The organism is Pseudomonas sp. NBB (assembly GCF_032701105.1).
Lineage (GTDB): Bacteria > Pseudomonadota > Gammaproteobacteria > Pseudomonadales > Pseudomonadaceae > Aquipseudomonas > Aquipseudomonas asiatica.
Window position 1 is genome coordinate 453,029 of the sequence record NZ_CP103994.1, and the last position, 21,538, is coordinate 474,566.

Sequence of the window (21,538 nt, forward strand, 5' to 3'; positions counted from 1 at the left end):
GGGCTTTGTGTTCTGGCTGTCGGAAGGGGGAGGTAATGAGGAAATGGGGCTGCTGCGCAGCCCATCGTCGGCAAGCCGGCTCCCACAGGGATCGCGCAGGGCCGGAAAAGAAAAACCCCGGCCTAGGCCGGGGTTTTGTCATCACTCGTCGAGGAAGGAGCGCAGATGCTCGCTGCGAGTCGGGTGGCGCAGTTTGCGCAACGCCTTCGCTTCGATCTGACGGATCCGCTCGCGGGTCACGTCGAACTGCTTGCCCACCTCTTCGAGGGTGTGGTCGGTGTTCATGTCGATACCGAAGCGCATACGCAGCACCTTGGCTTCGCGTGCGGTCAGGCCCGAGAGCACGTCACGAGTGGCTTCCTTGAGGCTTTCGACCGTGGCCACGTCAATCGGGGACTGCATGGTCGAGTCCTCGATGAAGTCGCCCAGGTGCGAATCTTCGTCGTCACCGATCGGGGTTTCCATGGAGATCGGCTCTTTGGCGATCTTCAGTACCTTACGGATCTTGTCCTCAGGCATTTCCATGCGCTCGCCCAGCTCTTCCGGGGTCGGTTCGCGACCCATTTCCTGCAGCATCTGGCGGGAAATACGGTTGAGCTTGTTGATCGTCTCGATCATGTGCACCGGAATACGGATGGTGCGCGCCTGGTCGGCGATCGAACGGGTGATCGCCTGGCGGATCCACCAGGTGGCATAGGTCGAGAACTTGTAGCCGCGACGGTATTCGAACTTGTCCACCGCTTTCATCAAGCCGATGTTGCCTTCCTGGATCAGGTCGAGGAATTGCAAGCCACGGTTGGTGTACTTCTTGGCGATGGAGATCACCAGACGCAGGTTCGCCTCGACCATTTCTTTCTTGGCGCGGCGGGCCTTGGCTTCACCGATCGACATGCGACGGTTGATTTCCTTGATCTCGGCAACGGTCAGGCCGGTTTCGGTCTCAAGGTCGATCAGCTTCTGCTGGCAAGCGACGATGGCAGCGTCCTTTTCACCCAGGGCGGCAGCCCATTTGGTGTTGCGCTTGGCCAGGTCACCGCTCCAGGTCTGGTCGGTTTCGTTGCTCGGGAACATGCGCAGGAAGTCGGCACGCGGCATGCGGGCATCACGCACGCACAGCTGCATGATGGCGCGTTCCTGCTGGCGCAGGCGGTTCAGGGCGTCACGAACACGCTCTACCAGTACCTCGAACTGCTTCGGTACCAGCTTGATCGGCATGAACAAATCGGCCAGGGCCTGCAGGGCGTCGATGCTTTCCTGGTGGGTGCGACCATTCTTCTTCAGAACCTTGTTGGTGGCCTGAAGCTGGTCGTTGACCGCGCCGAAACGCTGACGGGCGACTTCCGGGTCCGGGCCGCTCTCGGCCTCTTCCTCGTCGTCACCGCTTTCGGATTCGTCCTCGTCGTCGTCGGACTCTTCCTTCGCAGCGGCGGCCTTGGTGCCCGGGATCGGCACTTCTTCGGTCGGCGCGGCGATATTGTCGTCAGGATCGATGTAACCGCTGAGAACGTCCGACAGACGGCCGCCTTCGCTGGTGACACGGTCATATTCGCTGAGAATGTAGTCGACAGTGCCCGGGAAGTGAGCGATGGCGCCCATGACTTCACGGATGCCTTCCTCGATACGCTTGGCGATTTCGATCTCGCCTTCGCGGGTCAGCAGCTCGACGGTGCCCATTTCGCGCATGTACATGCGCACCGGGTCGGTCGTGCGGCCGATATCGGTTTCAACTGCCGCCAACGCAGCAGCGGCTTCTTCGGCCGCGGCTTCGTCGGTGTCGGCTTCCGCCAACAGAAGGGCATCCGCATCCGGAGCACTCTCGAATACGTTGATCCCCATGTCGTTGATCATGCGGATGATGTCTTCCACCTGTTCCGGATCTGAAATATCCTCAGGCAGGTGGTCGTTGACCTCCGCGTAAGTCAGGTAGCCCTGCTCACGACCGCGGGTGATCAACTCTTTGATACGAGACTGCTGTTGCGCTTTTCCGGACATAACACCCTATCCACTGAAGGTCTTGGCGGGCAAAAAACAAGCCGAGGATTATACCCGAGCATGGGCCTCACGCGCCAGATGAGGTCGGCGTTTGTGCGGGAACATTCCGGCTCAGCAGGGCGAGGAGCTGGGTTTTTTCCTCGCTGGTCAATTCGCTTTGACGTGATTTCCTGAGCAGTTGTTCCAGGCTGCGCTCGCGTTGGCGGGCGGACAAGCTAGTTATAGTGTCGAAAAACTGTTGTTCAAGGTTGTCGGCCACGATCAGCCATTCCTTTTCCGCCAAGGCCCGCAGCAGGCGCCCCTGTTCGGTGCCGTGCCAGCGTGCGATCAACTGCATAGAGCTTAGCCCAGGATTTTTCTGCGCGGCTTCGATCAGTGCCACCAGCAGCTGGCTGTACAAGTGTTCTTCATCGGCGAAGTGGCTGGCATCTTCCACCTTGCCGGCCAGCAGAGGGTGGTGCAGCAAGGTGCGCAGGGCGGCCAGGGTGGGCGGCTCGACCGGGGCCGGTACGCGTGGTGGTGCTTCGTCACGCTGCTGCCATGGCTTGCCACCCTTGCGGTTCTTGTCCCAGGGTTTGTCGCCCCACTGCTTCTTGCCAGCGCCCTTGTTCGGCTTCCACTCCTGTTCCTGATGAACGGGGGCGAAGTCGTGCTGCGGCATGTCGCCGTAATCGGGGGTATAGCTGGCCATGGCGTCATAGTCGTAGCCAGGGTCGTAGTCCGGCACGCTGCTGGTGGCCGGGGCGTGTTGCGCCAGTTGCTCGACCTGCTGCGGGTCGAGGCCGGTGATTTCCTTAAGGCGGTTGCGCATCAGCTGGCGCAGGTTGGCGCCGGGGATCTTTTCGATCAGCGGTGCGGCAAGGGTCGCCATGTGCGCCTTGCCTTCCAGCGAGCGCGGGTCGGCTTCGACGCTTAGCTGCTCGAAGAAGTAATCGGCCAGCGGCTGGGCGTGCTGGTTGATGCGGGCCATGAAGGCGTCGGTGCCTTCGGCGCGCACCAGGCTGTCCGGGTCTTCGCCTTCGGGCAGGAACAGGAAGCGCGCGCGGCGGCCGTCCTGCAGGTTCGACAGGGTCGACTCCAGGGCGCGCCAGGCGGCCTTGCGCCCGGCCTGGTCACCGTCGAAGCAGAACAGCACGCTGGGTACCACGCGGAACAGGCGCTTGAGGTGCTCTTCGCTGGTGGCGGTGCCGAGGGTGGCCACGGCGTTGCGCAGGCCCTGCTGGGCCAGGGCAATGACGTCCATGTAGCCCTCGACGACGATGATTTCGTCGAGGTTGCGGTTGTGCTTGCGTGCCTCGTACAGGCCGTAGAGTTCCTGGCCCTTGTGGAACACCGGGGTTTCCGGGGAGTTCAGATACTTGGGCTTGTCGTCGCCGAGCACTCGGCCACCAAAGGCGATGATGCGTCCGCGGCTGTCGCGGATCGGGAACATCACCCGGTCGCGGAAACGGTCGTAGCGCTTGCCGCTTTCGGCGTTTTCGATCAACAGGCCGGCATCGATCATCACCTTCTGCTGCAGGGTGTCGGCACCCAGGTGCTTGAGCAGGTTATCCCAGCCTGGCGGGGCGAAGCCCAGGCCGAAGTCACGGGCGATTTCCCCGGACAGGCCGCGGCCCTTGAGGTAATCCACCGCTGCCTTGCGGGTCGGGTGGCTGCGCAGGGCCTGGCGGTAGAACTCCGAGGCGGCGTCCAGCAGCGGGTACAGCGGCGAATCGGTTGGCTGGCGCGGCTTGTGGTCGCGGCGACCTTGCTCGCGGGGTACTTCCATGCCGGCGGCGCGGGCCAGCTCCTCGACCGCCTGGGGGAAGTCCAGGTTGTCGTGGTCCATTACGAAGCCCAGGGCGTTGCCGCCGGCGCCGCAGCCGAAGCAGTAGTAGAACTGCTTGTCGGGGCTGACCGTGAAGGAAGGGGTTTTTTCCTTGTGGAACGGGCAGCAGGCGGAATAGTTCTTGCCGGTTTTTTTCAGCTGGACGCGCGAACTCACCACGTCGACGATGTCGAGGCGGTTGATAAGGTCGTCAATGAAACTCTGGGGAATCAGCCCGGCCATGGCAGTCTCGTCATCTGGCAGCTGGCAAGTCTAATCGCTCACGCGCCGAATGGGGCGAGTGCCGCTTGGGAAAGTGCGAGGGAATGTGTGCTCGTCGCCAGCCCCTGAGGGCTCGTCAGTCGGACGTGCACGTCTGGTCATACAACAAGGAGGACCAGCTCTGACGTTTCAGGCAGGTTGCCCATGTGCAGTTCGCATGAAGCTTGTGCAGGGCCTTGAGCTAGCTGCTCAAGTTTGAAGCGACCACTGCAATCGCCCGGCGGTTAGCCGGGCAGGGCAGAAGCTTTGCGTAGAACGTCTGTATTAGTACAGACGAACGGCGCGGCGCTGTTCGCGCTGAACTTTCTTGGCGTGACGCTTAACAGCAGCAGCTGCTTTGCGCTTACGCTCGGCGGTCGGCTTCTCGTAAAACTCGCGGCTACGAACTTCAGCCAGTACACCGGCTTTTTCGCAGGAGCGCTTGAAACGACGCAGAGCTACGTCGAAGGGTTCGTTCTCTTTAACTTTGACGGCTGGCATCCAGGGCTACCTTAATTCATTACCGGGGTAGACGTGCTCCTGGCAAAACAAAGGTGTGCTGGAGAACGTCGGTTTTCAAGGGTTGCGGATGTTAACCCTTAGCAAGCCGGAATGCAAAGCCTCTGATCGAAAACCGCTGGTCGGCATCCGACACGGGGACTATCATGCGCGGCTTCGAATTCAGCCCCCACAAGGGACGAACCCATGCTAGTACTGGGATTGGAAACATCCTGCGACGAAACTGGCGTCGCATTATACGACAGCGAACGCGGTTTGTTGGCCGACGCGCTGTTCAGCCAGATCGACCTGCACCGCGTGTTCGGCGGTGTGGTGCCTGAGCTTGCCTCGCGCGACCACGTCAAGCGCATGCTGCCACTCATCCGCCAGGTGCTGGATGAGGCTGGCTGCGTCGCCACCGAGATCGACGCCATCGCCTACACCGCGGGCCCTGGCCTGGTCGGTGCTCTGCTGGTGGGGGCCTCCTGTGCCCAGGCGCTGGCCTTTGCCTGGGACATCCCGGCGATTGGCGTACACCACATGGAAGGCCACCTGCTGGCACCCATGCTGGAGGAAAACCCACCGGAGTTTCCGTTCGTCGCTTTGTTGGTTTCCGGTGGTCACACCCAGCTGGTGCGGGTCGATGGCATCGGCCAGTACGAGCTGCTAGGCGAGAGCCTGGACGACGCCGCCGGCGAAGCGTTCGACAAGACCGCCAAGCTGATCGGCCTGAACTACCCCGGTGGCCCGGAAATCGCCCGCCTGGCCGAGCGCGGCGTGCCTGGCCGCTTCGTGTTCCCGCGGCCGATGACCGACCGCCCGGGCCTGGAGTTCAGCTTCAGCGGCCTGAAAACCTTTGCCCTGAACACCTGGCAGCAGTGCCGCGATGCCGGCGACGACAGTGAGCAAACCCGTTGCGACCTGTCCCTGGCATTCCAGCAGGCGGTGGTGGAGACTTTGACCATCAAGTGCAAGCGGGCGTTGAAACAGACTGGCCTCAAGCGCTTGGTCATTGCCGGTGGCGTCAGCGCCAACAAGGCACTGCGTGCGTCCCTCGAGGACATGCTCGGCAGCATCAAGGGCAACGTGTACTACGCGCGCCCGCAGTTCTGTACCGACAACGGTGCGATGATCGCCTATGCCGGCTGCCAGCGGTTGTTGGCCGGGCAACAGCAAGACCTGGCAATCAGCGTGCAGGCACGCTGGCCGATGGAGCAGTTGCCGCCGGTTTAAGCGTTAGAAGTGCCGTTCGCGGCCTGCGAACAGGTCGCGAAGGTTGCTGCGGTGGCGCCATACGATCATCGCCGTCAGCACAGTGATCGGTAGCAGGGCCTCTGGCTCGCGCCAGGCCAGCAACGGCAAGGTCAGCGGTGTGGCGATCAGCGCCGCCAGCGAGCTGGTGCGGGTGAGGTAGAAAGTCAGCAGCCAGGCGCCAATGGCCAGCAGCGCGGCCGGGAAGTACAGGGCCATGAGCATGCCGGCGGCGGTTGCCACGCCCTTGCCGCCCTGGAAGCGGAAGTACAGCGGGAACAGGTGGCCCAGCACTGCGCACACGCCAACCCAGGCCTGCGCGTGCAGGTCCAGCCCGGCACCGCGGGCGAGCAATACCGGCAACAGGCCCTTGCACAGGTCGCCAAGCAGGGTCAGGATCGCCAGTTTGCGGCCTGCCAAGCGTAGCATGTTGGTGGCGCCGGCATTGCCTGAACCGCTGGAACGCGGGTCCGGGCTGCCCGTAAGGCGGCTGAGGACGATGGCGAAGGACAGCGAGCCGAGCAGGTAGGCGAGCAACGCCAGTAACCAAAACATGCTAACTATTCCGGGCGAGGACGCCCTGATTCTAACGGCGCCAGTCGCCCTTGTCGTGCTGTGGAGAGAAGTGCTTGGACAGAGTGTTCATCGAAGGCCTGGAAGTCGATACCGTCATCGGTGCCTATGACTGGGAGCGGGATATTCGCCAGTGCTTGCGCCTGGACCTGAGCTTTGCCTGGGATAACCGCCCGGCTGCGGCGGGTGACGACCTGAACCTGGCGCTGGATTATGCCAGTGTGTCGGCCCGTATCCAGGCGTTTGCCGAACAGGCGCGTTTCGAGTTGGTTGAAACTTTCGCCGAGCGCCTGGTGGCGACGCTGATGGAAGAATTCCACATCCCGTGGGTGCGGTTGAAGCTGACCAAGCCGGGTGCGGTACCGGCGGCCCGTGGCGGTGTTGGCGTGGAGATCGAGCGCGGATGTCTCTGAGCACGGTTTACCTAGGCCTTGGCAGCAACATTGATCGCGAGGTGCATTTGTGCGCCGGGCTCGATGCATTGGCAGGCATCCTGACCGACATGCGCTGCTCGCCGGCGTTCGAAAGCCAGGCGGTGGGGATCAAGAGCGGTCCGTTCATCAACTTCGTGGTGACTGGGCAGACTGCGTTGCCGTTGATCGAACTGGACCGCCGGTTGAAGTTCATCGAGGCCGACAATGGCCGCTATGCCCCGGACCGCAAGGGGCTGCCGCTGGATATCGACGTGCTGATGTATGACGACTTGCACGGCACGTTCGATGGGCTGGTGTTGCCTCGGGCCGAGATCCTGAAGAACGCCTTTGTGCTGTGGCCACTGTCGCTGCTGGCGCCGGAGCTTGTGCATCCGGGGGTAGGCAAGACAATGGCGCAGTTGTGGCAGGAGGCGCGGATTGATCAGGTGCTGGCGCCGGTTGCCTTTGAGTGGCGTGGGTTGCAGCTGACTCCCGCGTAAGCCTGTACCGGCCCTTTCGCGGCTAAAGCCGCTCCCACAGGTTTGGTGCGAGGCTCAGAAAATGCGCGGTTCCTGTGGGAGCGGGCGAGCCCGCGAACACCGGCGTAGCCGGTGCCATCCACTGAGTTGAGTTCTTCGCGGCCATGCTCGCTCAGGCTCACGCAGTCCCTGTGGGAGCGGCTTTAGCCGCGAAGGGGCCGGTATGTTCAACCGAGCTTGTAAGCTTCGAGGGCTTTCAGCCGCTCACTTTTGAGCGCTTCACCCAAGGCCTGGCCAGTCAGCCCTGCCTGCACCAACGGCTTGACATCCACTGCCCGCGCCGCCGCCGCTGCCTCTCGCAGGTAGTCGGCCTGTGGATGACCCGCTTTGCCCTCGCCCAGCGCTGTCATCTCGCAAGCGATCAGGAAGTCTTCGAACCGCTGTGGCCGCCGGTACACATCGAACTTCTGCAACAGCTCCAGCAGTGTCGTGGCAGGCAGCTCCTGCGCCTGGTTGCCCAGCTTCAGGCACTCACCCGTCAGCAGCGCCAGCTCCTGGCACTCCCGCGGCGCCTTCAGGCGCTGGTTGATGGCTTTGATCGCGGCCGGTGTCAGCGACTGCAGCAGGCAGGCCCAGCGTACATGCAGGGGCTTTTCATGCATTGCCGCCTGTTCCAGCGCCGCCAGGGCCTGGGGGGCGTCACCAAGCTCTGGCAGCAGCTCCTGCAGGGCCCCACAAGCATGCAGCACCTGGAAGAACACCTGCGGCTGCGCCTCCATCAGCGCCCGCTCGATTTCCTTCCAGCTGCGCTCGGCGGTCAGCGCCTGCAATTCGCCAGAGGCACTGATCTGACGCATCAGCTCAAGCGTCTCATCGGCAACCCGGAAACCCAGCGGCGCATAACGGGCAGCAAAGCGCGCAACACGCAGCACGCGCAAAGGATCTTCGGCGAATGCCGGGGAAACATGCCGTAAAAGGCGCTGATCGAGATCGCTCTGGCCGTGATAGGGGTCGTACACCGTACCCGTCTCGTCCTCGGCCATTGCATTGATGGTCAGGTCACGACGGATCAGGTCTTCTTCCAGGGTCACATCGGGGCTGGCGTGGAAAGTGAAGCCGCCGTAGCCACGCCCGCTCTTGCGCTCGGTGCGCGCCAGGGCGTATTCCTCGCCGGTTTTCGGGTGCAGGAACACCGGGAAATCAGCGCCAACCGGTCGAAAGCCCTTGGCGTGCATTTCCTCGACCGTGGCGCCGACCACCAGCCAGTCGATATCGCTGACAGGGCGGCCGAGCAGGCGGTCGCGCACGGCGCCGCCGACTTTGTAGATGTGCATGTGCAGCTCTCCATAACTGCCGACAGGATAACCCGTCGGCAGCCTTGAAGTTGCACTAGAGGTGGTGAATGACAGCCAGATCCATGCGGCCATAGTCGGCGCTTTCGCCGTGCTCGCCGCGTGGTGGCATGTGGTGGGTTTTCATCACCTGCTCGCCCTGGACGGTCTCCAGGTGGATGTCGAAGCCCCACAGGCGGTGCAGGTGCTTGAGCACTTCATCGGTAGAATCGCCCAGCGGTTTGCGGTTGTGTTGCTGGTGACGCAAGGTCAGCGAGCGGTCGCCGCGGCGGTCAACGCTCCAGATCTGCACGTTCGGTTCGCGGTTGCCCAGGTTGTACTGCGCCGCCAATAGTTCGCGAATGGTCCGGTAGCCGGCCTCGTCGTGGATGGCAGGTACATACAGGTCGTCGCGCTGGTCGTCATCGAGGATGCTGAACAGCTTCAGATCGCGAATGACCTTCGGCGACAGGTACTGCAGGATGAAGCTCTCGTCCTTGAAGCTGCTCATGGCGAACTTGATTGTAGAAAGCCAGTCGCTGCCGGCAATGTCGGGGAACCAGCGCCGATCTTCTTCGGTCGGGTTTTCGCACATGCGGCGGATGTCGGTATACATCGCAAAGCCCAGTGCGTAGGGGTTGATGCCGTTGTAGTAGGGGCTGTCGAAGCCGGGCTGGAATACCACGCTGGTGTGCGACTGCAGGAACTCCATCATGAAGCCTTCGGTGATCAGCCCCTCGTCGTACAGGTCGTTCATCAGCGTGTAGTGCCAGAATGTCGCCCAGCCTTCGTTCATCACCTGGGTCTGGCGCTGCGGGTAGAAATACTGGGCGATCTTGCGCACGATGCGCACCACTTCACGTTGCCAGGGCTCCAGCAGCGGGGCGTTCTTCTCGATGAAATACAGGATGTTTTCCTGCGGTTCGGCGGGGAAGCGCGCATCATCGCGCTCGTTACCCTTGTCGGCGCTCTTCGGAATGGTCCGCCAAAGGTCATTGATCTGCCGCTGCAGATGCTCCTCGCGTTCCTTCTGCCGCCGCCGCTCCTCTTCGGCGGAAATCGGATAAGGCCGCTTGTAGCGGTCGACGCCGTAGTTCATCAGGGCGTGGCAAGAGTCGATCAGGTCTTCCACGGCATCGATGCCATGGCGCTCTTCACACTGGGCGATGTACTGCTTGGCGAACACCAGGTAGTCGATGATCGAGCTGGCGTCGGTCCAGGTGCGGAACAGGTAGTTGCCCTTGAAGAAACTGTTATGGCCGTAGCAGGCATGGGCAATCACCAGTGCCTGCATACACATGGTGTTTTCTTCCATCAGGTAGGCGATGCACGGGTCGGAGTTGATCACGATCTCGTAGGCCAGGCCCATCTGGCCACGGCTGTAGGACTTCTCCGTGCTGAGGAACTGCTTGCCGTAGGACCAGTGGTGATAACCCAGCGGCATGCCGACCGAGGCGTAGGCGTCCATCATCTGTTCGGCGGTAATGACCTCGATCTGGTTGGGGTAGGTGTCCAGGGCGTAACGCTCGGCCAGGCGGCTGATTTCCCGGTCGTAGGTCTGGATCAGTTCGAACGTCCACTCGGACCCGGTGGAAATAGGTTGGCGTCTCTGTGCTCTGGCGGTCATGTGGCTAACCTGCGCTGGAAGAGTTCACGGAAGACCGGGTAGATATCGCCGGCCGATACCAACTGCTGCTGGGCGAACGTGTCGGGGAAGGCTTCGCCGATGCGCTCGTATTCGTACCACAGCGCCTGGTGTTCACGCGGGGTGATTTCAACGTAAGTGTAGTACTGCACATGCGGCATGATCTGCTTGGCCAGGATGTCACGGCAGATCGGCGAGTCGTCGTTCCAGTTGTCGCCGTCGGAGGCCTGGGCGGCGTAGATGTTCCAGTCGCTGGCCGGGTAGCGTTCGGCCATGACCTCCTGCATCAGCTTCAGCGCGCTGGAAACGATGGTGCCGCCAGTTTCCCGCGAATAGAAGAATTCTTCCTCGTCGACTTCACGTGCGCTGGTGTGGTGGCGGATGAACACCACTTCGATGCGGTCGTAGTTACGCTTGAGGAACAGGTACAGCAGGATGAAGAAACGCTTGGCGATGTCTTTGGTGGCCTGGGTCATCGAGCCGGACACGTCCATCAGGCAGAACATCACAGCCTTGGAGCTGGGGTTGGGCTGCTTGACCAGCAGGTTGTACTTGAGGTCGAAGGTGTCGAGGAAGGGCAGGCGGTTGATGCGTGCCTTCAGGCGTTCGATCTCGTGCTCGACTTCCTGGATATCGGTGAAGTTGTCCGGTTCCTCGACCTTCAGGCGGGCGAGTTCCTTTTGCGCTTCGCGCAGTAATGCGCGGCTGCTGCCGGTCAGGGCGATACGCCGGGCATGGGCCGAACGCAGGGTGCGCACGATGTTGATGCGTGACGGGTTGCCTTCGTTGGCGATACCGGCGCGCACGGTCTTGAAAGTGTCGGCCCCGGTCAGGTGACGTTTGACCAGGTTGGGTAGCTCGAGGTCCTCGAACATGAACTCGAGGAATTCTTCCTGGGTGATCTGGAAGACGAAGTCGTCCATGCCCTCGCCGGAGTTGCCGGCCTTGCCGCGGCCGCTGCCACCGCCGCCGCCTTGTGGCCTTGGGATGTGTTCACCGGCAGTGAATTCCTTGTTGCCTGGATGCACGATGGTCTGCTTGCCCCCGCGACCATGGTGCAGCACCGGTTCGTCGATGTCGCGCCCCGGAATGCTGATCTGCTCGCCATGTTCCATGTCCATGATGGAACGGCGGCTCACCGCCTCTTCGACGGCTTTCTTGATGTGTTCGCGGTACCGCCGCAGGAAGCGCTGGCGGTTCACCGTGCTCTTGTTCTTGCCGTTCAGGCGTCGATCTATAACGTAGCTCATGGTCCCTCCGGTAGCTGGGAACAGCTGCACGCTTCAAGCTACGAGCTGCTGCACATAAAGGCAGCAAAGCAGCTGCCGCCGCCCAGGGCTGGCATGGCAGCCCTGGCGCGCGGTGGGTAGCTTGTCGCTTTATTGCGATTTCCTGACCCGCAGGTACCATTCCGACAGCAGACGAACCTGTTTGTCGGTGTAGCCACGCTCCACCATACGCGTGACGAAGTCGTTGTGTTTCTGTTGGTCCTCCTTGCTTGCCTTGGCGTTGAAGCTGATGACCGGCAGCAGGTCTTCGGTGTTGGAGAACATTTTCTTCTCGATCACCACCCTCAGCTTTTCGTAGCTCAGCCAGCTCGGATTCTTGCCGTTGTTGTTGGCGCGGGCGCGCAGCACGAAGTTGACGATTTCGTTGCGGAAATCTTTCGGGTTGCTGATGCCGGCCGGCTTCTCGATCTTCTCCAGTTCTTCGTTGAGGGCGATACGGTTGAGGATTTCGCCGGTTTCCGGGTCGCGGTATTCCTGGTCCTGGATCCAGAAGTCTGCGTACAGAACGTAGCGGTCGAAGATGTTCTGGCCGTATTCGCTGTAGGACTCCAGGTAGGCGGTCTGGATCTCCTTGCCGATGAACTCGATGTAGCGCGGGGCCAGGTATTCCTTCAGGTAGCGCAGGTAGCGTTCGCGCACTTCGGCCGGGAATTGTTCCTGCTCGATCTGCTGCTCCAGCACATAAAGCAGGTGCACCGGGTTGGCGGCCACTTCATGCGGATCGAAGTTGAACACCTTGGACAGGATCTTGAATGCGAAGCGGGTCGATAGGCCGTTCATGCCTTCGTCGACGCCTGCCGCATCGCGGTACTCCTGGATCGACTTGGCCTTCGGATCGGTGTCCTTGAGGTTCTCCCCGTCGTACACCCGCATCTTCGAGTAGATGTTGGAGTTTTCCGGCTCTTTCAGGCGCGACAGCACGGTGAACTGGGCGAGCATTTTCAGCGTGTCTGGCGCGCAGTGCGCCTTGGCCAGCGAGCTGTTGATCAGCAGCTTGTCGTAGATCTTGATTTCGTCGCTGACGCGCAGGCAGTACGGCACTTTGACGATGTAGATCCGGTCGATGAACGCCTCGTTGTTCTTGTTGTTACGGAAGGTGTGCCACTCCGATTCGTTGGAGTGAGCCAGCAGAATCCCGGAGTAGGGGATGGCGCCGAGGCCTTCGGTACTGTTGTAGTTGCCTTCCTGGGTGGCGGTAAGCAACGGGTGCAGGACCTTGATCGGGGCCTTGAACATCTCGACGAATTCCATCAGGCCCTGGTTGGCCCGGCAGAGCGCGCCCGAATAGGCATATGCGTCGGCGTCGTTCTGCGGGAATTCCTCGAGCTTGCGGATATCGACCTTGCCGACCAGGGCCGAGATGTCCTGGTTGTTCTCGTCGCCAGGTTCGGTCTTGGCGATGGCGATCTGGTTGAGGATCGACGGGTACAGCTTCACCACCTTGAACTTGCTGATGTCGCCGCCGAACTCCTGCAGGCGTTTGGTGGCCCAAGGCGACATGATGGTGTTCAGGTAGCGCCGCGAGATGCCGTACTCTTCCTCGAGAATGGCCCCGTCTTCGGTAGCATTGAACAGGCCCAATGGCGACTCGAATACCGGCGAGCCCTTGATGGCGTAGAACGGTACCTTTTCCATCAGCTGCTTGAGTTTTTCGGCCAGCGACGACTTACCGCCGCCCACCGGGCCCAGCAGATAGAGGATCTGTTTCTTTTCCTCCAGGCCTTGGGCGGCGTGGCGGAAGTAGGACACGATCTGGTCGATGCACTCTTCCATGCCATGGAAGTCGGCAAAGGCCGGATAGCGGCGGATAACCTTGTTGGAGAAGATTCGCGACAGTCTGGAGTTGGTTGAGGTGTCGATCAGCTCCGGCTCACCGATGGCCAGCAACAGCCGTTCGGCCGCCGATGCGTAGGCACTGCGATCCTCTTTGCACAGCTCGAGGTACTCCTGCAGCGAGAGTTCTTCCTGGCGCGTAGACTCGAAACGTTGTTGGAAGTGGCTAAAAATACTCATGACGTCACCTCGCTCGATACGTGGAGACGACGCCGGATCAGTCAGCTGATGCTGGCATGCAACCGGGGCTGCCGATTGCTGTATACCCCCCAGAACACCCTGTAACGCTACCGATGACCCGCACGCCGGTGTACCGGCTCTCCCCTTTTTCTGGATGGCCTGCGCTTAAGAATAGTTGGTTATCCGCAAGGTCAAGGGCGAGGGGCGGAGAAGTTGCGAACGACCGTTCGTCAGATAAGCCGCAAGCCCGCATGGGGCGCGGGCTGCAGTAAAAATGAAAAAATTATTCGGCAGCGCCCTGGGCGGTTTCGGCCGGGTAGGTGGCGCGCCACAGCTCAAAGCCGCCGTCGACGCTGTATACGTCCGAGAAACCCTGGTTCACCAGATAGGCCGCAGCACTCTGGCTGGAATTGCCGTGGTAGCACACCACCAGGGTTGGGGCGTCGAGGTCGGCATTGCGGATGAACTCGGCGACAGAATGGTTATCCAGATGCTTGGCGCCAGTGATGTGGCCGGCGGCATAGGCCTGCGGGTCGCGAATGTCGACGACTACCGCACCTTGCGCGCGAAGGGCCAGGGCCTGTTCGGGAGGGATGCGCTTGAATTCGCTCATGGGTACGGCTTCCTTCAGGATTGATCGTTCAGTGTAGGCGTTTGGGCGGGGAGGCGTAAGTTGCCGTCGTCGCTGCAGTCACAGCGGTGATATTCGCCGCTGTCGACGTTGTACAGGGTCATGGCGCCGCCCCACACGCAACCGGTGTCCAGGGCGATGATGCCGGGCTCGTTGACCTGCCCCTGAAGGGCGGCCCAGTGGCCGAAAATAATCTTCACGTGGCGCGAGCGGCGGCCTTTGTGTGCGTACCAGGGCTTGTAGCCTTTGGGGGCGGTATCCAGGCCTTCCTTGCTCTTGAGGTCGAGCTTGCCCTCGGCGGTGCAGAAGCGCATGCGCGTGAGGCAGTTGGTGATGACCCGCAGGCGTTCGATGCCGGTGAGGCTTTTGCTCCACTTGTTCGGCTCGTTGCCGTACATGCCGTCAAGGTACAGTTTCAGGCGCTCGTCGTCGCGCAGCACTTCCTCGACCTCGGCAGCCAACTCCAGGGCTTTGCCCAAGGTCCATTGCGGTGGAATGCCGGCGTGAACCAGGGCAATGCCGCGGGGTTCGTCGTAATGCAGCAGCTTTTGCTGGCGCAGCCAGTCGAACAGCTGGTCGGCGTCAGGCGCTTCGATGATCTCGCGCAGGGTGTCGCTTTTTTTCAGGCGTTCGACGTTATGCCAGGCGGCCAGCAGGTGCAGGTCATGGTTGCCCAGCACGCACACCAGCGACTGGCGGATCGAATAAAGGAAGCGCAGGGTTTCCAGTGACTCGGGGCCGCGGTTGACCAGGTCGCCGACCAGCCACAGGTGGTCGACGGCGGGGTTGAAGTTGACCCGTCCGAGCAGGCATTTGAGTGGCTGCAGGCAGCCCTGCAGGTCACCGACGGCGTAGGTAGCCATCAGTGCAGTGCCCCGGGCACCGCCAGGCGGAAGGGGGCGATCTCGGCATCGAAGCGTTTGCCGTCTTCGGCGAACATCTGATAGCTGCCCTGCATGGTGCCCACGCGGGTGCTGATGACCGCGCCGCTGCTGTAGGTGTGGCTCTGGCCCGGGTCGATGTTGGGCTGCTGGCCGACCACGCCGGCGCCACGCACTTCCTCGACCTCGCCGTCACCGTTGGTGATCAGCCAGTGGCGCGACAGCAGCTTGGCCTTCAGCGAGCCATTGTTCTGCACGGTGATGGTGTAGGCGAAAGCGAAACGACTGTTTTCGGGGTCGGATTGTTCTTTGAGGTAGCGGGTCACGACGCTGACGTCGATTTTATAGCGAGGGTCGGACATGCAAGGGCCTTGGGCAAACTGACGCAATAATGCAGTCTAGGCCATTGAGAGGGGGAAGGGCCAGCGGTGAGGGGCTTGGGGATTTGTGTGGTCTGTCCCGGCCCTTTCGCGGGTAAACCCGCTCCTACAAGGTGCTACGCAGATTTTGAGGGCTGCAGTACCTGTGGGAGCGGGTTTACCCGCGAAGAGGACGGTACACGCGATATCAGGCTTGCTGATCGGCCAACTGGTCAGCCAGGCGCACGAAGGCGGCCAGATCCAGCTGTTCAGGGCGCAGGCTGCCATCCACGCCGGCAGCTTCGATGGCCGCGCTATCGAGCAGGCCTTTCATGGTGTTGCGCAGGGTCTTGCGACGCTGGTTGAAGGCTTCGCGTACCACTTGCTCCAGCAGCTTTGCATCCTTGGCCGGGTACGGCAGCACTTCGTGCGGCACCAGGCGGACGATGGCCGAGTCCACTTTCGGCGGCGGGTTGAATGCGCCAGGGCCAACGTTGAACAGGTGCTCGACCCGGCAGTGGTACTGCACCATGATCGACAGACGCCCCCAGTCACCACCGCCAGGGCCGGCGGCCATGCGCTCGACCACTTCCTTCTGCAGCATGAAGTGCATGTCGCGGATCAACCCGGCATGGCTGAGCAGGTGGAAGATCAGTGGGGTGGAAATGTTGTAGGGCAGGTTGCCCACTACCTTGAGGCTGCGCGGTGGCACGCCTAGCTGGTTGAAGTCGAACTTCAAGGCGTCGCCCTGGTGCAGGCGGAAATTGCTGCGGTCGGCGAACTTGTGCTGCAGGATCGGCACCAGGTCCTTGTCCAGTTCCACCACGTCCAGTTGCGCCCCGCTGCCCAGCAGGCCTTCGGTCAAGGCGCCCTGGCCTGGGCCGATTTCCAGCAGATGTTCGCCGGCCTTGGCGTTGATGGCACGCAGGATGCGGTCGATGATGCCGGCGTCGTGCAGGAAGTTCTGGCCGAAGCGCTTGCGCGCCCGGTGTTGGTATTGCTCGTTCATGGTCGGTTCTCGGCCATCTGGTAGGCGGTTTCCAGCGCGACGCGCAGGCTGCCGGTGTCGACCTTGCCGGTGCCGGCCAGGTCGAGGGCCGTGCCGTGGTCGACCGACGTGCGGATTATCGGCAGGCCCAGGGTCACGTTGACCGCAGCGCCGAAGCCTTTGTACTTGAGTACGGGCAGGCCCTGGTCGTGGTACATCGCCAGCACCGCATCGCAGTGCTCCAGATATTTGGGGGTAAACAGGGTATCGGCCGGCAGCGGCCCGTGCAGGTCCATGCCTTCGGTGCGCAGGCGGGCCAGGGTCGGCTCGATGATGTCGATTTCTTCGCGGCCTAGATGGCCACCCTCGCCCGCGTGCGGGTTGAGGCCGCACACCAGGATACGCGGGTTGGCAATGCCGAACTTGTCGCGCATGTCGGCATGCAGGATACGGGTTACACGCTCGACGCGCTCGGCAGTTATGGCGTCGGCAATGTCGCGCAGTGGAAGGTGCGTGGTAACCAGGGCCACGCGCAGGCCACGGGTAGCCAGCATCATCACCACTTGCGCGGTGTGGGTCAGCTCGGCAAGGAATTCGGTATGCCCGGAGAAGGCGATACCGCTTTCGTTGATTACGCCCTTGTGTACAGGGGCGGTGATCATCCCGGCGAAATGCCCGTCCAGGCAGCCTTGCCCGGCACGGGTCAGGGTTTCCAGCACAAACGCGGCATTGGCCTTGTCGAGCTGGCCCGGCACTACCGGGGCCGCCAGGGGGGTATCCCAGACGTACAGGCTACCCGCTGGCGCCGGCTGCTCGGGCCATAGGCCCGGCGCTACCGGCAGCAGGTTGACGGCCAGCCCCAGCTGCGTGGCCCGCTCGGCGAGCAGGTCACGGCTGGTGATGGCGATCAGGGGGTGGGGCTGGGCGTCTGCGGCGAGCAGCAGGCACAGGTCAGGGCCTATGCCGGCCGGCTCGCCGGGGGTGACGGCGAAGCGCAGGGGCTTCACTGGGCGGCCTGGTCAGCGCCAGGCAGCTTGATTTCAACGTAGGCCTCGTCGCGGATCTGGCGCAGCCAGGTCTGCAGTTCTTCGTCGTACTTGCGGTTGCGCAGTACGTTCATGGCCTGTTGCTCACGAGCCTGCTCGGTGCTGTCGGTGGCGCGACGGCCCAGCACTTCCAGGACATGCCAGCCGTACTGGGTCTTGAACGGTTTGGTCACGACGCCTTGCTGGGCGTTGGCCATCTGTTCACGGAATTCCGGTACCAGGCTGTTCGGGTCAACCCAGTTGAGGTCGCCGCCGTTGAGCGCCGAACCCGGGTCTTCCGAGAAGCTCTTCGCCAGCTCGCCGAAGTCTTCGCCGCTCTTGATGCGATCGTACAGGCGCTCGGCCAGTTGCTCGGTGGCCGCCTCGCTGCGGATCTCGCTCGGCTTGATCAGGATGTGGCGAACGTGCACTTCGTCACGTAGCACGTTCTCGCTGCCACCGCGCTTCTCCTCGAGCTTGAGGATGATGAAGCCGCTGGGGATGCGGATAGGCTGGGTAATTTCGCCAACCGGCATGCTGCTGAGCATCTTGGCGAAGTCTGGTGGCAGCTGGCCGGCTTTACGCCAGCCCATCTCGCCGCCTTCCAGGGCGTTTTCGCTGGCGGAGCGGGCAATGGCCATCTGGCCGAAGTCCGCGCCCTGCTTGAGTTGCTGGTACACATCGCCAACCTGGCGTGCGGCGGCCTGGATGGCTTCCGAGTTGGCCGCTTCCGGGGTCGGGATCAGGATGTTGGCCAGGCGGTACTCTTCCGACATCTGCATCTTGCCAAGGTCGGAGTTGAGGAAGTTCTTCACTTCCTGCTCGGAGACCTGGATACGCTCGGCCACGCGGCGCTGGCGCACGCGGCTGATGATCATCTCGCGCTTGACCTGCTCACGGGCGTCGTCGAACGACATGCCGTCACGAGCCAGGGCGGCGCGGAACTGGTCCAGCGACATGCCATTGCGCTGGGCAATGGTGCCCATGGCCTGGTTCAGCTCTTCGTCGGTGATGCGGATGCCGGAGCGCTCGCCGATCTGCAACTGCAGGTTCTCGACGATCAGGCGTTCCAGCACCTGCTGATCCAGCGCACCGGCAGGCGGCATGCCGCCGCCGCGCTTGGCAATGGTTTGCTGGACCTCGCGGACACGCTGGTCCAGCTGGCTTTGCATGACCACGTCGTTGTCGACGATGGCCACCACGCGATCAAGAGGTTGCACCGCGGCATGCACCGCGCCACTCAGCAATGCAACGCCCAGCAACGCCGGGCGCAGTCGATCAATAAGCTTGGTCTTCACGTTCACGATAACCTTGAATGCCTTGGTCGAGGAAAGATTCGACCTTGTTGCCGACTACACCACCGAGGCCTTTCAGCACGATCTGAAGGAAGATGCCGTGGTCGCCCTTTTCGTTTGTCGGAAGGGCTTGGCTGAAGTCGTCGTAATCGATCCAGTAACGGTTGATCAAACGCAGCTTCCAGCAGCAGTTGTCGTACTCGAAACCGCCCATGGCTTCCAGGGTGCGGTTGCGGTTGTAGTCATGCTGCCAGCGAGCGATGACGCTCCACTGCGGAACGATCGGCCAGATGACCGAGAAGTCATGCTGCTGGATCTTGTAGTAGTCCTTGATGTAGTTCGGGTCGCCCGGGTTGCCATAGCTACCGCCTTCTGTCCATTTGCCCGTTGTCGAGTCGTAGGCGATTGTGTCATTGCGATAGCGATAACCGAGGTTGACGACCTTGTTCGGGTTTTCTTCAGGCTGGTAGTGGAACATTGCGCTGCCCGAGCGGGTGCTGCGGCTGTCCGGGTCCCAGTTGAAGTCCGAATTGAAACGCCAGTCACGGTTGAAGTAGTAGTTGTACAGCAGGGCATACGGCGACACATCGGAGTTCGACGATTCGCGGGTACGATAGTTGATGCCCGGAAGCTGGACCTTGCGATCTTTGAAGTAAAGCGCTTGGCCGATGCTGAAGTTCTGGCGTTCGAAGCCGTTTTCCTCGATCCAGCGAGTAGTCACGCCCAGTGACAGTTTGTTCTCGTCACCGATGCGATCAGTGCCGCTGAAGCGGTTATCGCGGAACAGCGAGTCGTAGCTGAACAGGGTTTCACCCGAGTCGAACAGCGGAATGTCCCTCTGGTCCTTGTACGGGACGTAGAGATAGAACATGCGCGGTTCGAGGGTCTGCTTATAGTTGGTACCGAACAATGACGTATTGCGGTCGAAGTACAGTCCGCTGTCTACGCTCAAAATTGGTACATCACGGTTCACCGTACCGCTGTAAGTACCGTATGCCACCGGGTCCTGATTTTTAAGGGTGATCGCGCCGGCTTTGCCTTCGCTGTCCAGATCAAGATCGTAGTGTGTATAGGCGTATTTCAGTTTTGGTGTCAGGTAGCCATAACTGGCTTCCATTGGCAGGCTGATCGATGGGGCGAAATTCAGGCGTGTGCCGTTAGCGCGGGCGATGCCTGCGATATTTTCATCAAGGCGCTGGCCGTCGGGGCCAGCTGTAGTGTCCAATATTCCATCTTCGTTATAGACCGGACCTGTCTTCAAGTCGCGATCGAACCGAACTGCCTCAGTCTCATACGCAAGGTTCAGCCCGGCCGGCTCAAACGGCAGCTTGCCATTGAATGTAATCTGCGGTAGGCGATCGTACGGCGTGATCTGCGAGATAGTCGCCATTTCGTAGGCGTGCACGTTCAGTCGCGCGGTGTAGCTGTCGCCGCGCCAGGTCAGTGCACCCTGTTGATCCAGGATGTCCTTGCTTTCAACACCGATCTGATCAGACTCCAGGTCCTGGAAATAGAACGGGTCGCTGATGTCGGTGTAGTCCACCTCGGTCATCAGGCGCTCGTCCAGCCCGCCCTTGTGCTGCCAGTTGACCATCCAGCGCTGCTCTTTGTAGTCAGTCTGGTCTTTGCGGTCGTCGTTCTTGTCGTTGAGGTACGCGCCACCGAACTGGCCTTCGCTGGAAGGCGTCAGGTAGCGGAACTCGCCTTCCATCAGCAGGCCGCGCTTGGTCATGTAGCGCGGGTACAACGTGGCATCGTAGTTCGGCGCCAGGTTGAAGTAGTACGGCGTGACCAGCATGAAACCGGTATCGCTGGTGCTGCTGAACGATGGCGGCAGGAAGCCGGACTGGCGACGGTCGTCGATCGGGAAGTAGATGTACGGTGTGTAGAACACCGGGAAATCCTTGACCCGCAGCGTAACGTTGGTCGCGGTACCGAAACCGGTGGCCGGGTTCAGGGTGATGTTGTTGCCCTTCAACTGCCAGGCGTTGCTGCCCGGTTCGCAGGTGGTGTACGTACCGTCCTTGAGACGAATGATGGCGTTCTCGCCACGCTTGGCGTACAGGGCACTGCCGCGGATGTGCGACTTGTGCATCACGTATTCGGCGTTGTCGACCTGGGCTTCGCCCGTGTCGAGCTGGATCTGTGCCTCGTCACCGACCACCAGCGAACCGTTGTCACGGATCTTGACGTTGCCCTTGAGCTCGCCACGGTTTTCGGTCTGGTAGAGGTTGGCCTCGTCGGCCTCGGCCTGCATGCTGCCCTGGCGCATCACCACGTCACCGGCGAGGGTAGCGATCTGCTGCTCTTGCTGGTACTTGGATACCTTGGCGTTGATGTAGGTCGGCGACTCGTCCTTCGGCGTGGTGTCGGCCATGCCAGGGCGGGTTGGCTCGATGTAGGCGCCACCGCAGTACGGGCCGGTTTCGGCCAGCTGTGCGGCAGTGAGCTTTTCACGCGGAACCCAGTCCAGGTGGCTGTAGTCTTCGCTACGCGACTTCAGGCCACGGCCCTTGGCCTCGGTGACCAGCATCGGCCGATCCGCGGTTTCGCCTTCGCTCGCGGCTTCGGTGCCGGTGCTGACGGCAGCACCCTCGTGCACCGGGCGCGGCGGCAGGTTGTTGGCTGGGGTCTTGGGCTTGCAGTCCCAACCACCGGAGGCGGACACTTGGCAGTCGAACTGTTCGGCTGCCACCACGTAAGACGTGGCCAGAGGTTGCAGGGCCAGCAGACCGCCGGTTACCAGCAACGGAAACTTTCTACGAAACGCGGGGGATTTCAATGCCATCTTATTAGTCCGGGCTTCC

Annotated in this window: 18 protein-coding genes; 3 read left to right on the plus strand and 15 right to left on the minus strand. The window is 61.6% G+C overall.

The window, feature by feature from the left end; translation table 11 throughout:
* Nucleotides 1-141: 141 nt before the first annotated feature.
* The 3 genes from rpoD to rpsU form a co-directional block, all read right to left on the minus strand.
* Entirely contained in the window at nt 142-1,992 is a 1,851-nt protein-coding gene (rpoD, locus tag NY023_RS01955; protein WP_013970578.1) for an RNA polymerase sigma factor RpoD, read from the minus strand.
* Nucleotides 1,993-2,059: 67 nt separating this feature from the next.
* Complete coding sequence (gene dnaG, locus NY023_RS01960; RefSeq protein ID WP_013970579.1) at nt 2,060-4,042, minus strand: DNA primase; 1,983 nt, start codon at nt 4,040-4,042, stop codon at nt 2,060-2,062.
* A 303-nt stretch (nt 4,043-4,345) separates the two neighbouring features.
* Nucleotides 4,346-4,561, minus strand: a complete 216-nt coding sequence (gene rpsU / locus NY023_RS01965; RefSeq protein ID WP_003255575.1) for a 30S ribosomal protein S21 — start codon at nt 4,559-4,561, stop codon at nt 4,346-4,348.
* A gap of 204 nt (nt 4,562-4,765) precedes the next feature.
* Between rpsU and tsaD the strand changes: the two genes are divergently transcribed.
* Nucleotides 4,766-5,791, plus strand: coding sequence for a tRNA (adenosine(37)-N6)-threonylcarbamoyltransferase complex transferase subunit TsaD (gene tsaD, locus NY023_RS01970; protein WP_013970580.1), 1,026 nt, complete (start codon nt 4,766-4,768; stop codon nt 5,789-5,791).
* A gap of 3 nt (nt 5,792-5,794) precedes the next feature.
* Here the strand turns inward: tsaD and plsY are convergent, their stop codons facing one another.
* Complete coding sequence (plsY, locus tag NY023_RS01975; RefSeq protein WP_013970581.1) at nt 5,795-6,364, minus strand: glycerol-3-phosphate 1-O-acyltransferase PlsY; 570 nt, start codon at nt 6,362-6,364, stop codon at nt 5,795-5,797.
* A 74-nt stretch (nt 6,365-6,438) separates the two neighbouring features.
* On the opposite strand from plsY, the gene folB reads away from it, so the two are divergent.
* Nucleotides 6,439-6,795, plus strand: coding sequence for a dihydroneopterin aldolase (folB, locus tag NY023_RS01980; RefSeq protein WP_004375185.1), 357 nt, complete (start codon nt 6,439-6,441; stop codon nt 6,793-6,795).
* Nucleotides 6,786-7,295 (plus strand): 2-amino-4-hydroxy-6-hydroxymethyldihydropteridine diphosphokinase, encoded by a 510-nt coding sequence (gene folK / locus NY023_RS01985; RefSeq protein ID WP_013970583.1) that lies wholly within the window; start codon nt 6,786-6,788, stop codon nt 7,293-7,295. Before folB ends, folK begins: the two co-directional genes overlap by 10 nt.
* Nucleotides 7,296-7,501: 206 nt before the next feature.
* Here the strand turns inward: folK and NY023_RS01990 are convergent, their stop codons facing one another.
* From NY023_RS01990 to NY023_RS02040, 11 genes are all read right to left on the minus strand, one after another.
* Nucleotides 7,502-8,608 (minus strand): multifunctional CCA addition/repair protein, encoded by a 1,107-nt coding sequence (locus tag NY023_RS01990; RefSeq protein ID WP_013970584.1) that lies wholly within the window; start codon nt 8,606-8,608, stop codon nt 7,502-7,504.
* Between the two features lie 55 nt (nt 8,609-8,663).
* Nucleotides 8,664-10,232 carry a SpoVR family protein gene (locus tag NY023_RS01995; protein WP_013970585.1) on the minus strand — a complete coding sequence of 523 codons (1,569 nt, stop codon included), beginning with the start codon at nt 10,230-10,232 and terminating at the stop codon, nt 8,664-8,666.
* Nucleotides 10,229-11,500 carry a YeaH/YhbH family protein gene (locus tag NY023_RS02000; RefSeq protein ID WP_013970586.1) on the minus strand — a complete coding sequence of 424 codons (1,272 nt, stop codon included), beginning with the start codon at nt 11,498-11,500 and terminating at the stop codon, nt 10,229-10,231. Before NY023_RS02000 ends, NY023_RS01995 begins: the two co-directional genes overlap by 4 nt.
* A 129-nt stretch (nt 11,501-11,629) precedes the next feature.
* Nucleotides 11,630-13,552 (minus strand): PrkA family serine protein kinase, encoded by a 1,923-nt coding sequence (locus NY023_RS02005; protein WP_013970587.1) that lies wholly within the window; start codon nt 13,550-13,552, stop codon nt 11,630-11,632.
* Nucleotides 13,553-13,835: 283 nt separating this feature from the next.
* Nucleotides 13,836-14,165 carry a thiosulfate sulfurtransferase GlpE gene (gene glpE / locus NY023_RS02010; protein WP_013970588.1) on the minus strand — a complete coding sequence of 110 codons (330 nt, stop codon included), beginning with the start codon at nt 14,163-14,165 and terminating at the stop codon, nt 13,836-13,838.
* Nucleotides 14,166-14,179: 14 nt separating this feature from the next.
* Nucleotides 14,180-15,046, minus strand: coding sequence for a symmetrical bis(5'-nucleosyl)-tetraphosphatase (locus NY023_RS02015; protein WP_013970589.1), 867 nt, complete (start codon nt 15,044-15,046; stop codon nt 14,180-14,182).
* The gene (gene apaG, locus NY023_RS02020; protein ID WP_013970590.1) at nt 15,046-15,426 is read right to left on the minus strand and encodes a Co2+/Mg2+ efflux protein ApaG; all 381 of its coding nucleotides are present in this window, start codon (nt 15,424-15,426) and stop codon (nt 15,046-15,048) included. Before apaG ends, NY023_RS02015 begins: the two co-directional genes overlap by 1 nt.
* Nucleotides 15,427-15,631: 205 nt before the next feature.
* Entirely contained in the window at nt 15,632-16,432 is an 801-nt protein-coding gene (gene rsmA, locus NY023_RS02025; protein WP_013970591.1) for a 16S rRNA (adenine(1518)-N(6)/adenine(1519)-N(6))-dimethyltransferase RsmA, read from the minus strand.
* The gene (gene pdxA, locus NY023_RS02030; RefSeq protein WP_013970592.1) at nt 16,429-17,418 is read right to left on the minus strand and encodes a 4-hydroxythreonine-4-phosphate dehydrogenase PdxA; all 990 of its coding nucleotides are present in this window, start codon (nt 17,416-17,418) and stop codon (nt 16,429-16,431) included. The genes rsmA and pdxA overlap by 4 nt, the downstream gene beginning before the upstream one ends.
* On the minus strand, nt 17,415-18,734 hold the full coding sequence (locus tag NY023_RS02035; protein ID WP_013970593.1) for a peptidylprolyl isomerase: 1,320 nt from the start codon (nt 18,732-18,734) through the stop codon (nt 17,415-17,417). The genes pdxA and NY023_RS02035 overlap by 4 nt, the downstream gene beginning before the upstream one ends.
* The gene (locus NY023_RS02040; protein WP_013970594.1) at nt 18,715-21,519 is read right to left on the minus strand and encodes an LPS-assembly protein LptD; all 2,805 of its coding nucleotides are present in this window, start codon (nt 21,517-21,519) and stop codon (nt 18,715-18,717) included. Before NY023_RS02040 ends, NY023_RS02035 begins: the two co-directional genes overlap by 20 nt.
* Between the last annotated feature and the right edge of the window lie 19 nt (nt 21,520-21,538).